Raw genomic sequence first — 14,947 nt, forward strand, 5'->3', positions numbered from 1 at the left:
CACCGAGGTGGGGGGCCTTGACCAAGTGGTTGGTCAAGGCCCCCCACCTCGCACTTACTTGCCGAAGCCTGCCTTGCGGAGGGCGTCGGCCATTGAGCCGGAGGGCGCGTTGTTGCGCTGGCCTCCGCCTCGGTTCTGGCCGCCGCGACCCTGGCCTCCGCCGTTTCGGCCGCCCTGGCCTCCTCGGCCGCCGCCGCCGCGGTTGCCGCCGCCTTGGCCTCGGCCGCCGCCTCGGTTGGAGTCGCGTTCCGGCTTGCCGCCCGCGCCCGGCTCGTCGTTCAAACGGAGCGTCAGGGAGATTCGCTTGCGGGGGATGTCTACGTCGAGGACCTTGACTCGGACGATGTCTCCCGACTTGACCACGTCGTGGGGGTCGTTGACGAAGTTCTTCGACATCGCCGAGACGTGGACTAGGCCGTCCTGGTGGACGCCCACGTCCACGAAGGCTCCGAAGGCTGCCACGTTGGTGACCACGCCCTCCAGGGTCATGCCCGGCTTGAGGTCCGCGATCTTCTCCACGCCGTCGGCGAAGGTCGCCGTCTTGAACTCCGGACGCGGGTCTCGGCCCGGCTTGTCGAGCTCGGCGAGGATGTCGGTGACCGTCGGGAGACCGAAGTTGTCGTCCACGAAGTCCTGCGGCTGCACCGACTTCAGCACCCGGGGGTTGCCGATCAGCTCGCGGATCTCCGTGCCGGTGCTGCCCATGATCCGCTGCACCACCGGGTAGGCCTCCGGGTGCACCGCGGAGGAGTCCAGCGGGTCGTCGCCGTCCGGGATGCGCAGGAAGCCCGCGCACTGCTCGAACGCCTTCGGACCCAAGCGCGCCACGTCCTTGAGCGTCTTGCGGGTGCGGAACGGGCCGTTGGTGTCGCGGTGCTGGACGATGTTGCCCGCCAGCGTCTCGCTGATGCCCGACACGCGGGTCAGTAGCGGGGCCGACGCCGTGTTGACGTCCACGCCCACCGCGTTCACGCAGTCCTCGACCACCGCGTCCAGGGAGCGCGACAGCTTCGTCTCCGACACGTCGTGCTGGTACTGGCCGACGCCGATCGACTTCGGGTCGATCTTCACCAGCTCCGCCAGCGGGTCCTGCAGTCGGCGGGCGATCGACACCGCGCCGCGCAGCGAGACGTCCAGGTCCGGCAGTTCGCGCGAGGCGTAGGCCGACGCCGAGTACACCGACGCGCCCGCCTCGGACACCGAGATCTTGGTGAGCTTCAGGTCCGGGTTCTGGCTGATCAGATCGGCGGCCAGTTTGTCGGTCTCGCGGGAGGCCGTGCCGTTGCCGATCGCGATCAGGTCGACGTTGTGCTCCTTGGCCAGCGTCGCCAGCTTGGCCAGCGCCTGGTCCCACTGCCGCTGCGGCTGGTGCGGGTAGATCGTGTCGGTGGCGACGACCTTGCCGGTGCCGTCCACGATCGCGACCTTCACGCCGGTCCGGAAGCCCGGGTCCAGGCCCATCGTGGCGCGCGAGCCCGCGGGCGCGGCCAGCAGCAGGTCGCGCAGGTTGGCCGCGAACACCCGGACCGCCTCGTCCTCGGCGTTCTGCCGCAGTCGCAGGCGCATGTCCACGCTCAGCCGGGTCAGGACGCGGGTCCGCCACGCCCAGCGGACCACGTCCGACAGCCACTTGTCGGCCGGACGGCCCTGGTCAGCGATGCCGAACTGCTGGGCGATGCGCAGCTCGTAGTCGGTCGGGCCGACCTGCTCGGAACCGTCGTCCGGCTCCAGGGACAGCTCCAGCGCCTCCTCGTTCTCACCGCGGAACAGCGCCAGGATGCGGTGCGAGGGCAGGGCGCTGAACGGCTCGGAGAACTCGAAGTAGTCGGCGAACTTCGCGCCGTCCTCCTCCTTGCCCTCGCGGACCTTGGAGACCATCCGGCCGCGCGTCCAGACCTTCTCGCGCAGCTCGCCGATCAGGTCGGCGTCCTCGGAGAAGCGCTCCACCAGGATCGACCGCGCGCCGTCCAGCGCGGCCTGCACGTCGGCGACGCCCTTGTCGGCATCGACGAACTCCGCCGCGTTCTGCTGCGGGTCGTTGGTGGGGTCGGCCAGCAGCTTGTCGGCCAGCGGCTCCAGGCCCGCCTCGATCGCGATCTGGGCCTTGGTGCGGCGCTTGGGCTTGTACGGGAGGTAGATGTCCTCCAGCCGCGCCTTCGAGTCGGCCTCGGTGATCTGCGCCTCGAGCTCGTCGGTGAGCTTGCCCTGGGACCGGATCGAGTCCAGCACCGTCGTGCGCCGCTCTTCGAGTTCGCGCAGGTAGCGCAGACGCTCTTCGAGCGTGCGCAGCTGGGCGTCGTCGAGGGCGCCGGTCGCTTCCTTCCGGTAGCGGGCGATGAAGGGCACAGTCGCCCCGCCGTCGAGCAGCTCGACGGCGGACTGCACCTGGCGCTCGCGGACGCCGAGCTCCTCGGCGATCTTCTGATGAACAGTCGTCACTATGCTGATTCCGCCTTCTCTGCGATCTTCGCCAGATCCGACCGGCCATTGTGCCGGACCGGGCTCGCAGGCTGCGTCCGCACTCGCGTCGGCGTGTCGGGATGCTGCTCACCAGGGTCGACCGTCCCGGCTCGTGATCGACCACAGTTTCAATTGAAACTGTAAAACCCAGGCACGAGTGATCACAGTTTCAATTGAAACTGTAGATGGACGGGTGCGCGGGGAGATGGTTGCGGCTGGGGTGTTCAGGGGCTTTTGTGGCGGCGGAAAACCGGGGATCCGGCGCTGCCGGGCCTCGTGGCGCGATTGGAGTTGGCTGTAGTCGTGGTCGGAGCACCGGGCTGGGGTCGAGCGGGTTTGTGACGTGGGCCGCCGGGATGTCGGAGCGTGACCGACTGTTGTTACGAACCGTGACGGATCAAGCGGGCGCTGTAGCTCGAAAGGGTTAAACTAGGTATCCGGGCACGTACAAACCTCGATGCAGGTACACGCTCCGTGCTGGAGCGTGGGGACTCGTGAACCCCGAAAACTCCGACCAACCGAGATCCCCCGAAAACTTCGACAACGCTTCCACCCCGAAGCAGACGTCCCCCTCCCCGGCCCAGCGGGTCGACCAGGCCCTGCGCGTGGCCGTGGACCGCGTTCGCGCGTGGCTCGCGCCGCTGGTCGAGCGCCTCGTGCAGTGGCTGGCTCCGCTGCTGCGGCGGGTCCAGGACGCTCCGGTGGTGCGGCGCTTCCGGGAGAGGGTTGCGCCGCACGTTGCCGCGGTTCAGGAAAAGCTTCCCGAGCCCGTCGTGCGGGCTTCGCGCACTCGTTCGATGCAGGCGGGCGCCGCGGTCGCAGCCGTCGGCGTCGTCGGCCTGGTGATCGGCACTGCCGTCGCCGGCCCGGCCAAGCCCGAGATCGAAGAGGCCGCGATGGCCGCCCCGATCCAGAAGGCCACCCCCGACAAGCAGGCCGCCCTGGAGCAGCACGCCACACTGCAGCAAGCTCCCCCTCCGCAGCAGGCTGAGACTCACGGCGCCGCCCCGGCACCCGAGCCGGAGGCCCCGCTCGGCCCGCCGGTCGAGGGCATCGACGTGTCCAACCACAACGGGCCCATCAACTGGGGCCAGGTCGCCGCGGACGGCAAGAAGTTCACCTTCGTGCTGGCCACCGACGGCACCAGCTTCTCCAACCCGCGCTACAGCGAGCAGTACCACGGCGCCAAGGACGCCGGGCTGATCGCCGGTGCCTACCACTTCGCGCGGCCAAGTTCGTCGTCCGCTGAGGATCAGGCCAACTGGTTCCTCGACGTCGCTGACTACCAGGCCGACGGCAAGACCCTGCCGCCGGTGCTGGACCTGGAAGTCGACCCGGACTCGGGCGGCTGCTACGGGATGTCGGTCGACCAGATGCACCAGTGGACCAAGACCTTCAACGACACGGTCAAGGAGCGCACCGGCAAGGAGCCGATCATCTACGCCAACCCGTCGTTCTGGCGGGAGTGCATGGCCAACACCAACAGCTTCGACGGGCACCCGCTGTGGCTGGCTTCCTACGGCGTGGACAGCCCGGCCGTGCCCAATGGCTTCAACAACTGGCACTTCTGGCAGTACACCGACGAGGGCAGCGTTGCCGGCATCAGCGGCAGCACCGACCTGAACCAGTTCCAGGGGGGTCAGGCTCGCCTGGAGAGGTTGGCGCGCTGACCCAGGCGTTCGCGCCGAGGAATTTCGACGGGAGCGGGCCGTCCGCGAAAGCGGGCGGCCCGCTCCTTCGCGTCTCGGGTGGGGCTTCCAAATTTAGGGAAATTTGGAAACCCCACCCAGGCCGGGGCGTTTTGCCTGCTCAAGGCCCATGCGCACTTTCTGGTGCTATCGCCGCGCAAGGTGCTCGCGGCTCGCCACCTGCGGAAAGGCTCGCTCGCGGCCAAGTAGCACCCGGGCGCGTAATTGTCCTTTGTGGAGGCTGTGGTTCGGGTGTTGTTGGACGTTTGGCGTGGGTGTTTGGTTGCGCCTGGGGTTGGTGATGTTCGTCGGCTTTTTCGAGCTAGGGGACGGGCCATATCAGGTGTGGCCGACCGATATCCTCGCCGCGATCGATGATCACCTGATCGGAGGCGCGGCGTGTCATTGTGGGAACAGCGGGTCACCGCAGCTCGGCGGCTGTGGAGCAGTGGTGACCTCGCCGCCGCGGAGCGGGAGCTGCGCACCGTCCTGGACGACGGTGACTTCGACGCCGCAGCGCACGCCGCGTGCTTGCTGGGCGGGCTGCTCGGCGAGCTCGACGACTCCGAGCGTTCCCGCGCGATGTACCAGCGGGCCATCGACTCCGGGCACCCGATCTACGCGCAGATCGCCGCGATCTCCCTCGGCCTGCTGCTGTTCGACGCCGACGACCTGACCGCCGCTCAAGCCGTGCTGCGCTTCGCCGCCGATGGCGCCGACCCGGACGCTGCTGGTCGCGCCGATGCGCTGCTGGCCCAGGTGCTGCACATGCTCGGCGATGTCGAGGGCGCCCGGGAAGCCCGCGAGCGGGCGCTGACCAGCAGCGACCCCGGGGTGGTCGAGATCGCCGCGGAGCTTGAGCTGCCCGCGCCGGGCGAACGCTCCACCGACCAGTACCTCCAGGTCGCTTACGAGCAGGCGTGCTCGCTGCTGGAGCAGGGGCGCGACTACGACGCCGAGCCGATCTTGCAGCGCCTGCTGGACAGCGGGCACCAGAACTACGGCTCGCTGGGCGCGGCGAAGCTCTACGCGCTGCACGCCGAGGATTCGGCGACCGCGCGGCGGTTGGCCGAGCGGATCATCGCCTACCGCCACCCCGAGCACCTCGGCTGGGGACACGTGCTGCTGGGCGGGGTTCTGGAGGACATGGGCGACGCGGCGGGAGCAGCTGAGGCGTTCCGGTCGGCAGCCGACGACTCGCGCCCCAACATCCGGCTGCACGCGCTGATCCACCTCGGCATGCAGCTGCGTGCGCTGGGGCAGTCGGACCAGGCGCGCGAGATCTACCAGCGGGTGATCAACACCCGGCATCCGCACTTCTCCGTCGAGGCGTGGGGTGTGCTGGCCGAGTTGCAGCGCGACGAGGGCGACGTCGCCGGGGCGATCGAGAGCTTCGGCCGGGTCGTGGCCTCCGATCATCCGGACAAGGCGCCGCTGGCGGCCTACAACCTCGGCGTGCTCCAGTACGAGCACGGTGATGCGGAGGAGGCTGCGGCGGCGTTCCGCCAGGCCGCGCAGGCCGAGGACGCGCGTGTTGCGCACCAGGCCGAACTCGCACTGTCCATGATGGACGTCGTCGACGCGCAGCAGGACCCGGCCGGGGACGACGCCAGGCAGTTGGCGATGCGTGCCCACCAGGCGGCCGGCGCTGGTGACCCGGACGCCGCGCGACTGGCGTACCAGCAGGTCATCGACATGGACGTGCGGATGTGGTCGGTGATGGCGGCCAACTCGCTCGGCCTGCTGGAGGCCGTCTCAGGCGACACCGAACGGGCCCGCCGGACCCTGCAACGCGCTTTGATGGCGGACGAGGGCTCGCTCGCGCAGGACGCTGCTTTCCGCCGCGCGTTGATCGAGGAGCCCGCTGCACGCCCAGTGCTCGAAGCGCTCTTCCGCCTCGAGCACGACGAGGACGGCGGGCTGGACACGCTCGCCGCTGATCCGCAGGCGCGCGACCTGGCGCTGCTGGTGCAGGCCGAGTTGCTGCTGGCCACCGACGTCACCTCCGCGGTGGAACTGCTGGGCGAGCTGGTCGAATCGCCGAACCGTCTGGTGTGGACCAGGGCCGGTCAGCTGCTGGCCGGTTGGCTGGTCCGCGAGCAGCGGACGGACGACGCGGTGCGGCTGCTGGAGCGGATCGTTTACGGCGGGCATCCGCTGCTGCTGCCGTGGTCGGCTGCTCAGCTCGGCGACCTGCTGGTCGAGCACGGAGAGCCGGAAGACGTGATCACGGCGTTCGCCACCGCCGCGGCTGCGGGGTATCCGTCGTTGCTGGGCGAGGTGTTCGGCAAGCTCGCGATGCTCTACCGCATCGCCGGCCGCGACGAGGAGCTCGAGGCGCTCTACCGGGCCACCACCGCCAGCGGTCACCCCGAGTTCGGACCCCGCGCGTCCTACCTGCTGGGCGAGAAGTTGGTGCTCTCCGCCGATTTCGACGCCGCGTCGGAGTGCTTCGACCAGGCCGCGGGCTCGGAGTCGGACGTGGCCGCGCTGGCGGTCTTCGCCGCGCACGCCATCCGACGCGATCTCGACCGCGCGGGCGCCGTTCTCGCTGAGCTGGCCGACGAACCGGAACTGCACGAGAACGCCACTGAGCTGTGCCTGAACCTGGCGCACCAGCACCAGGCGCAGGGCGATTTCGAGTTCACCAGGGCAGCGTTATCGCTGGTGGCCGAAGTTGGTCACCCCGACCGGAGGCAGGAAGCGCTGCTGTTCCTCGGCGCGCTGCGTGACGAGAGCGGGGACAAGGCCGGGGCTCGCGAGGCTTGGGAACGCGCTGCGAGCGGCGACAAGCCGCACGAAGCCGCCGTCGCCCGGTGCAGCCTCGCGGAGTTGCTGCAGAACGACGGTGATCTGGACGGAGCCGAGAAGCAGTTGGCCGAGGTCGCGGCGGGCGACACCGAGAACGCCGGTGACGCTGCGCTGAGGCTGGGCGTGCTCCGCGATGAGCGCGACGACGTCGAGGGCGCGTTGGCGGCCTTCGACCGCGCTGCGTCGGTGGGGGGTCGCAACGCGGTGGCGCTGGCGACCGCCTACCGCGCGCCTTTGCTCGCCAAGCGAGGGGAAACCGACCTCGCGGAGGATGCTTACGTGGCCGCGATCGCTTCCGGAGTCGCGCAGGTGCAGGCGCACGCCGCGTTGGAGCTCGGCAACCTGCGGCGGGACACCGGGGACGAAGCCGGGGCACGGGCCGCTTACGAGCAAGCCCTGGCCTTCGACGACCCGGACGTCACGCTCCGCGTGTACCAGGCGATGGGCACCGAAACCGCTGAGCAGCGCGGATATCGGCTGATGGGGGAGGGCGACGTCGACGGCGCGCGGGCGGCGATCGCCGAGCACTTCGACTCGCCGCGGGTCGCCGACTTCTGGTGCGCGGCGTGGGGCGACGTGACCGATGCGGCGTCGGTGCTGGCCGAGGTGTCCGGTGAGGACCTGCGGATCTGCTCCGAGCTGGGCTTGGACTTCGGGATGGCGGTGGAGGACGAGGCCGAGGCGCGGGTGTTCTTCCGCATGGTCGCCGACCACGGGCACCCCGAATTCGCGCCCCGAGGCCGAGAGCAGCTCGGTTATCTCGCTGAACAGCAGCAGGAGCACGCGATCGCGCTGGCCTGGTACCGCAGGGCAGTGGCGGACCCGGAACGTGGTGGACACGCCGGCGTGCTGCTGGCGCAGCTGCTCGCGCGGCTCAACGACGTTGAGGGCGCGAAGTCCGCGTGCCGGAACGCTTTCGGCGCGGGTTCGGGGATTCCCGCGCTGGACGCCGGTGTTCTGCTCGGACAGCTGCACCACGAGTCCGGCGACCCGTTCGAGGCCCGGCGTGCCTGGGATCAGGCGGAAGCGGCCGCCGAATCGCCGGAGCAGTTCGGCGACGCGCTGCACCGCCGCATCGCGCAGGTCGGCGAGACCGCTGAAGCTGCGCACGGACTGCTGCACCGCGCGTCCAGTTCGGACGATCCGGACACTGCGATCGTCGCGATGCTCTGGCTCGGTGAGCGCGCATCGCGGGCCGAGAACTTGGACGAGGCGGTCCGCTGGTTCGGCGAAGCGGCAGCACTCGACGTGCCGGAGCAGTCCGAGGCGGCGCGGAGCCGGCTCGCGAACATGCTTCTGGCGCAAGGTGATCGTGACGCGGCCGGGGTCGAGTACGAGCGGGTCAGTCGGTCCGACAACCCGGACATCGCGGCGCGCGGCGAGATGGGCCTCGGCATGATCCGCCACGAAGAGGGCGACCTGCCCGGCGCGGTCAACGCCTACGTGAAAGCCGCTGCTCGCGCGACCCACGAAGGCTTGAGCGAGGACGCGCTCCACAACGCCCGCGTGGCGCTGGAACAGCAGCACTCGGGCGGGGACCACAGCGCGGCGGCGGACACGCTGCGGCGCCTGGCCGAGGTGGTGCCCGAACGCGACGTCGCAGAATGGGCTTTCGAGGCGGGAACCGAGTTCCTCAACGCCGATGACACCGATGCAGCGCTGATCTACCTGCGCTGCGCGGTGGAGATCGGTGCGCCGGAACCGGAACCAGCCGCAGTGCTCGCGCTGGGCGATGTCCTGCAGCGTCGCGATGCACTCGTGAGTGCGAAGCAGGCCTACGAGTGGGTGCTCAGCACCGGTGACGAGAGCTCCGCCTCGGTGGCGAAGTTCCGGCTGGTGGAGATGCTGTCCAAGGACGACCCGGCGGCGGCCGAAGAGCTCATGCAGCGCCCGGACGAAGTTCTGGGCTCGGCGATGAAGGCGATGCTCGGGCTCAAGCGCCGCGACGAAGGCGACACGGCCGGGGCGATCGAGCTGTTCCGCGAAGCCGCCGACGACGCCGACGAGAAGTTCTCCCCAATGGCGGTCTACGCACTGGCCCAGTCGCTGAACAAGGAAGGCGAGGTGGCGCAGGCCCAGCAGACCTTCCGGCAGCTGATCCAAGCCGCCCCGGACGACTTCTACGCGGGGCAGGCCCTGCTGGAACTGGCTGCCATCGCCTACAAAGCCGAGGATGACGACGAAGCGCGCGGGTGGAGCCTGCGGGCGTGGGAGTCCGACGACCGGGAGTTGTCGGCGAAGGGTGCGATGAACCTCGGCGTGATCGCCAAGCGCCGACGCGACATCGAAGCGGCGACGCCGTGGTTCCAAGCGCTGATCGACCTCGGCCACCCGTCGGCGGCGTTGGCCTCGGCGCACCTGGCGGAAATGCACTACTGGCGCGAAGAGCGTGCGGAAGCAGTGCGGCACTACGAGTACACCCTCGCCAACACCGAGGACGAGGAGCTCATCGCCGAGGCTGCTTACCGCGTCGCCGAATTCCGTTACCAGCGCGGCGAAATCGAGAAGGCCCGCGAGCTGCTCGACCGGGCCGTTCGCACCGAGGACGAATCCTTCGCGGAGCAGGCGACCACGCTTCTGGCGCGCTTGCCCTGACCTGGCTGGGTGTGGAGCGAACGGACCGATTGCCTCGAAAGGCAGCGCGGACGGTCCGTTCGCGCCAACCCGCCGATCTGCCGTCGGCTCAGGGAGGAGTCTGCGCGGGGCTGGGGTCAGTGCTTGTTTTCGAACCTGTTTTTGGTCTTTGTCTTGAAGCGCCGAAGGCGCTTGGCCCACCTAAGCAACCGGCACCGCCGCGGGTTCTCAGACGTCGCCTGGCGAGGACAGCCCGTTCGCCGTGTATTGGACATACATAAGAGCGGGATCCCGCAGCCAGGCGGCGTCTGAGGTTCTGCTACTTGCGCCGCCACGCAAAACGAGTTGAAAACCAAGCTCAGGCGCGGGCGACGATCAGGCGGTCCGGGAGTGCGAGGACCTGGTCGAGGACCTCGCAGGCTTCTCCGGCGGTGTGCCACTGCGCGCTGGACGTGTTCGCTGCGGTGACGCCGTGGTCCTGCGAAACGCGGGCTGCTCGGACGTCGTCCTCACCGCGGAGTTCGACGACGTCGACGATGTCACCGTGCGGGCGTACGTAGATCAGGGCCATGAGCTCGCCGTCTGCGTCGCGCACCGGCGGCATCAGGCGGAATCCGCGGGCCACGAGCTTGCGCAGCCGCACGCTGGACTGGTCCTCAACTGACGAGGTCATCGAACTCACCGTCCTTGGCGCCGCTCAGGAAAGCGGCCATCTCGGCTCTGGTGTAGATCAGCGCGGTGCCGTTGGACTCGCGCGACTGGCGCATCGCGATGGTGCCGTCGGCCAGCGCCGCGAGTTCGAGGCAGTTGCCCCACTTGCCGCTGTGCTGGGACTTTCGCCAGCTCACGCCCGGCAGGGCGGTGACGGGTACTTCGAACCTACCGTTCATCAGGTCTCCCTGGATCGGCCGCACATGCAATTGCATACGCTATTGCGCGAACGGTACCACAACGTTCCGCAACAATGCGATCACTCAGCGTGCGCGGCGTGGCGGTGGTTCAGAGTGAAACCTGGATTTTCCTCAGCATTTGCCGGGTTTGCTCCGGTGTTCGGGCATCGACCATCAGCCGATCGAGTGTACGACTGTATCGTTCGATCTCTTCCCGCTTGTCCAAGTACAGCGCGCCGCTGAGGTGTTCCAAGTACACGACGTCCGGCAGTTCGGGCTCGGCGAAGCGCAGCATGGTGAACGAACCCTCCGCCGCGTACCCGCTCAACGCGAACGGCACGACCTGCAGCGCGATGTTGGGCCGCTTGGTCATCTCCAGCAGGTGGTCGATCTGCGCGCGCAGCACCGCGGTGCCGCCGATCGGGCGGTGCAGCACGGATTCGTCGATGACCGCCCACAATCGCGGGGCGTCCGGGCGGTCCAGCAGTTTCTGGCGCGTCATCCGCACCGACACCCGTCGGCGCGTGTCGTCGTCGGCCAGCGACGGATGTCCCGAGCTGGCCAGTGCCATCGCGTAGTCCTCGGTCTGCAGCAACCCCGGGATGAACTGCAGCTCGTAGGTCTGGATCCGCGCCGCGCCACCTTCCAGGCCCACGTAGTCCTGGAACCACGAGGGCATCGACTCGGCATACCGGTTCCACCAGCCCGGCTGCCGGGAATCGGTGACCAGCTGGAGGAAGTGCGCGCGCTCGGCCGCATCGTGCACGCCGTAGAGGGTGAGCAGGTCTTCGATATCGCGTTCCTTCAGCGAAACCCGGCCCAGCTCCATCCGGCTGATCTTGGACTCCGAACCGCGGATGGCTCTCGCCGCTTCCGCGGGCGGGATCTCGGCGGCCTCGCGTAGTCGGCGCAGCTGGGCGCCCAGGATGATGCGTCGTGCCGTCGGGCTTCCATCGCGGGCAGCACCCTGTCGGGCCATGGCCGCACCTCCTCGTTGCCTGCTCAACGCAGTGATAGCACATCGACTGTTTACTCAGAGCGACGAAGCTCGTACGCTATGCAACCCTCGACCCCTCCCCCTGACGAAAGCCCAGTGAGGACACCCCGATGACTGCCGATGTCGCCGCCTCCGACGGCGAAACTCCGATCCACATCGACACCAGCAAGCCCAGCATCGCCCGCGTCTACGACGCCTTCCTCGGCGGCAAGGACAACTACGAGGTGGACCGCGAGGTGTTCCACCGGGTGCGCGAAGTCGCCCCGGAAGCGGCCCAACTCGCTTGGGACAACAGGCAGTTCCTGATCCGGGCCACCCGGTTCATCGCCTCCGAAACCGGTGTCACCCAGTTCCTGGACTGTGGTTCCGGGCTGCCGACCGCGGAGAACACCCACCAGGTCGCGCAGCGCATCGCACCCGATTCGCGGGTCGTCTACGTCGACAACGACCCGGTGGTCCTCGCACACGGGCGCGCGTTACTGGAGGAGAACACCCAGATCCACTTCAGTCCGGCCAACATCTTCGAGCCCGCGCGGATCCTGCAGGACGAGGTGGTGCGCGGGCGCCTGGACTTCAGCGAGCCGATCGCGCTGTTCCAGATGGGCACCCTGCACCACTACGACGGCGAACGGCCGCCGCAGGACATCATGCGCGAGTACATCGATGCGCTGCCGTCGGGTTCCTACGTTGGCATCAGCCACTTCCTGGACCCGGAGATCGACGAGTTCAGCGACCTGGCGCGACGCATGGAGCAGACGTTCCTGCACAGCCCGATGGGCACCGGGGTATTCCGCACCCGCGCCCAGATCGAGGCGATGTTCAACGGGCTGGAGCTCGTGGACCCGGGCCTTACGGTCTGCGCGGACTGGTGGCCGACGGGCCCCCGCATCAAGCCGCTCTCCCCGGTCCAGCACTGCATCGCCGCAGCAGTGGCCCGCAAACCCTGACCTCTCCGTCCAGCTGACCACCACCTGCTGTCGCTGAGGTAGAGGTCCGCGTGCTGGCCTCTACCAAACGCTTGCTTGTTTCGTTAGACTCCGGCGTACTGATGTCCAGCTGGATCAGCTTGCGCTGCCGAGGATTCCGCGCGGATCGGCCGGTGCGGCGGAGAGGACGGTCATGGCCGAGGCGTACATCATCGACGCAGTGCGAACCCCGGTGGGCAAGCGCGGTGGAGGGCTCAGTGGCATCCATCCAGCGGATCTGTCCGCGCACGTGCTGCAGAGCCTGGTATCGCGCACCGGGATCGATCCGGCCGCGGTGGACGACGTCGTGTGGGGCTGCGTCGACGCGGTCGGCGGACAGGCCGGCAACATCGGGCGAACCGGTTGGCTGGCCGCCGGATACCCCGAACACGTGCCCGGGGTGACCATCGACCGGCAGTGCGGTTCCTCGCAGCAGGCGGTGCATTTCGCTGCACAGGCGGTGCTCAGCGGCACCTCGGAGATGGTGATCGCGGGTGGCGTGCAGAACATGAGCGCGATCCCGATCGGCAGCGCGCTGCGCGGTGCGGCGGAGCTCGGATTTCCCGTGGCCTACGGGCCGAAGTCGGGATCGACCGGCTGGTACGAGCGCTACGGGGACGAAGAGGTCACGCAGTTCCGCGGCGCGGAGCTGATGGCCGAGAAGTGGGAGATCTCCCGCGACGACATGGAGGAGTTCGCGCTGACCAGCCACCGCCGCGCGGCGGCGGCGATCGACGCCGGTCACTTCGCCGAGGAGCTGGCGCCGATCGCGGGCGTCGAGCACGACGAGGGCCCGCGGCGCGACACCAGCAAGGAGAAGCTCGAAGGCCTCAAGTTGCTGCGCGAAGGCGGCAGGCTCACCGCCGGTGTCGCCAGCCAGATCTCCGACGGTTCTTCAGCGCTGCTGATCGCCTCGGAGAAGGCAGTCGCCGAGCACGGGCTGCGTCCGCGAGCCCGCGTGCATCACATGAGCGTGCGCGGAGACGACCCCGTTTTCATGCTCTCGGCACCGATCCCGGCGACCAAGCACGCGCTGGCCAAGACGGGCCTGAGCGCATCCGACATCGACGTCGTGGAGATCAACGAGGCGTTCGCGAGCGTCGTCCTGTCCTGGCTCAAGGAAATCGACATCGACCCAGCGCGCGTCAACCCCAACGGCGGCGCGATCGCGTTGGGCCACCCGCTGGGCGCAACGGGCACGAAGCTGATGACGACCCTGCTGTCCGAACTGGAGCGCACCGGAGGTCGCTACGGCCTCCAAACCATGTGCGAAGGCGGCGGCACGGCCAACGTCACCATCATCGAACGCCTTTGACAACGCGGTGAAGGGCGCCTCGTGGCAGCACAGATGCCGCGAGGTGCCCTTCACGCCGGTATTGATCGAGTGAGGGGAGTGGCGTGGCGATCAACAGGGAGTTCGTGGGCTTCGAGTTCAGCGCGGGTGAGGCCTACGAGGTGACGCGGGGGAAGATCCGGGAGTTCGCCGAGGCGATCGGGGATCCGAATCCGGCGTATCGCAGTGTTGAGGCTGCTCGGGAGTTGGGGCATCCGGATGTGATCGCCCCGCCGACCTTCGGGATCGTGGCTGCTGGGGCCGCGGCGGAGAGCAATCCGATCCGGCGGCCCGAGTTCGGGTTGAACATGCGGTTGGTGGTGCACGGGGAGCAGAAGTTCCGGTACGAGCGGCCGATTCGGGCCGGTGATGTGCTGACCGCCTCCGGGCGGATCGCGGAGATCCGCGATGCTCGGCAGAACGAGGTGGTGCGGGTGGAGACTGAAATCCGCGATGCGGGCGGGAAATTGGTGTGCACAGCTACCAACGTGATCGTGTCACGGGGGACCGCGGCCGGAGCGGGGGCGTGATGGCGGCGAACCTGCGCTACGACGACGTGGCAGTCGGAACCGAGATCGGACCGGAGCGGTACCCGATCCAGCGGTTGACGCTGGTGAAGTACTGCGGTGCTTCCGGGGACTTCAACGTGATCCACTGGAACGAGCGGATCGCCCGGCAGGCCGGCCTGCCGAACGTGATCTCGCACGGCATGCTCACCATGGCCGAAGCGGCGCGCCTGGTCACGGACTGGGTGGGCGACCCCGGCGCGGTGCTGGAGTACGGCGTCCGCTTCGCCAAGCCAGTGGTGGTGCCCGACGACGACACCGGCGTCGAGGTGCTGGTCACCGGCCGAGTGGCGGAGAAGCTGCCGGACAACCAGGTCGCGGTGGACCTCACGGCCACCTGCGGAGACGTGGAAGTCCTCGCCAAGGCCCGAGCAGTCGTCCGCCTCACCTGACCCCTTCGTTCGGCCTGACCAGCTGGAACTCTGCGTTACTCGGTGGTTCCGCGGCGGGAGGTTCGCGCAGTGGCATTGCGGGGAGCCCGGTGTCGAGCGGCTAGTCCAGGAGTCGGCGGGTTGCCAGCTCCAGGACTTCGGCGCGGGTGCGCGTGCCGTGGTCGGCGGCGATGATGCCCTTCGCGACGTCTGAGAGGTCGTCTGCTTGATGCCCGCAGTGTCGCGGCCGCGGTGAGCGCGGTGGTGGAGACGGCCTGTTTCACCCGTTGGA

10 protein-coding genes are annotated in these 14,947 nt (G+C 68.7%); 6 read left to right on the forward strand and 4 right to left on the reverse strand.

Annotation, left to right across the window (positions count from 1 at the left end):
- Positions 1-54: 54 nt before the first annotated feature.
- On the reverse strand, positions 55-2,442 hold the full coding sequence (locus ACWCO2_RS27815; protein WP_450130759.1) for a Tex family protein: 2,388 nt from the start codon (positions 2,440-2,442) through the stop codon (positions 55-57).
- A 512-nt stretch (positions 2,443-2,954) separates the two neighbouring features.
- Between ACWCO2_RS27815 and ACWCO2_RS27820 the strand changes: the two genes are divergently transcribed.
- Positions 2,955-4,130, forward strand: a complete 1,176-nt coding sequence (locus ACWCO2_RS27820; RefSeq protein WP_450130729.1) for a GH25 family lysozyme — start codon at positions 2,955-2,957, stop codon at positions 4,128-4,130.
- 417 nt (positions 4,131-4,547) lie between these two features.
- Positions 4,548-9,554: a tetratricopeptide repeat protein gene (locus tag ACWCO2_RS27825; protein WP_450130730.1), complete on the forward strand. Its 5,007-nt coding sequence runs from the start codon at positions 4,548-4,550 to the stop codon at positions 9,552-9,554.
- A gap of 337 nt (positions 9,555-9,891) precedes the next feature.
- Here ACWCO2_RS27825 and ACWCO2_RS27830 read toward each other — a convergent pair whose 3' ends face one another.
- The 3 genes from ACWCO2_RS27830 to ACWCO2_RS27840 form a co-directional block, all read right to left on the reverse strand.
- The gene (locus ACWCO2_RS27830; RefSeq protein ID WP_450130731.1) at positions 9,892-10,206 is read right to left on the reverse strand and encodes a hypothetical protein; all 315 of its coding nucleotides are present in this window, start codon (positions 10,204-10,206) and stop codon (positions 9,892-9,894) included.
- Entirely contained in the window at positions 10,190-10,423 is a 234-nt protein-coding gene (locus tag ACWCO2_RS27835; RefSeq protein WP_450130732.1) for a DUF397 domain-containing protein, read from the reverse strand. The genes ACWCO2_RS27830 and ACWCO2_RS27835 overlap by 17 nt, the downstream gene beginning before the upstream one ends.
- A gap of 109 nt (positions 10,424-10,532) precedes the next feature.
- Positions 10,533-11,402: a helix-turn-helix domain-containing protein gene (locus tag ACWCO2_RS27840; RefSeq protein ID WP_450130733.1), complete on the reverse strand. Its 870-nt coding sequence runs from the start codon at positions 11,400-11,402 to the stop codon at positions 10,533-10,535.
- Positions 11,403-11,530: 128 nt separating this feature from the next.
- Between ACWCO2_RS27840 and ACWCO2_RS27845 the strand changes: the two genes are divergently transcribed.
- From ACWCO2_RS27845 to ACWCO2_RS27860, 4 genes are all read left to right on the forward strand, one after another.
- Positions 11,531-12,367: an SAM-dependent methyltransferase gene (locus tag ACWCO2_RS27845; RefSeq protein WP_450130734.1), complete on the forward strand. Its 837-nt coding sequence runs from the start codon at positions 11,531-11,533 to the stop codon at positions 12,365-12,367.
- Between the two features lie 172 nt (positions 12,368-12,539).
- Positions 12,540-13,700: an acetyl-CoA C-acetyltransferase gene (locus ACWCO2_RS27850; RefSeq protein ID WP_450130735.1), complete on the forward strand. Its 1,161-nt coding sequence runs from the start codon at positions 12,540-12,542 to the stop codon at positions 13,698-13,700.
- Positions 13,701-13,783: 83 nt separating this feature from the next.
- Entirely contained in the window at positions 13,784-14,248 is a 465-nt protein-coding gene (locus ACWCO2_RS27855) for a MaoC family dehydratase N-terminal domain-containing protein (RefSeq protein ID WP_450130736.1), read from the forward strand.
- Positions 14,248-14,676 carry a MaoC family dehydratase gene (locus ACWCO2_RS27860; protein WP_450130760.1) on the forward strand — a complete coding sequence of 143 codons (429 nt, stop codon included), beginning with the start codon at positions 14,248-14,250 and terminating at the stop codon, positions 14,674-14,676. Before ACWCO2_RS27855 ends, ACWCO2_RS27860 begins: the two co-directional genes overlap by 1 nt.
- The last annotated feature ends 271 nt before the right edge of the window (positions 14,677-14,947 follow it).

Source organism: Saccharopolyspora sp. NPDC002376, assembly GCF_053593195.1.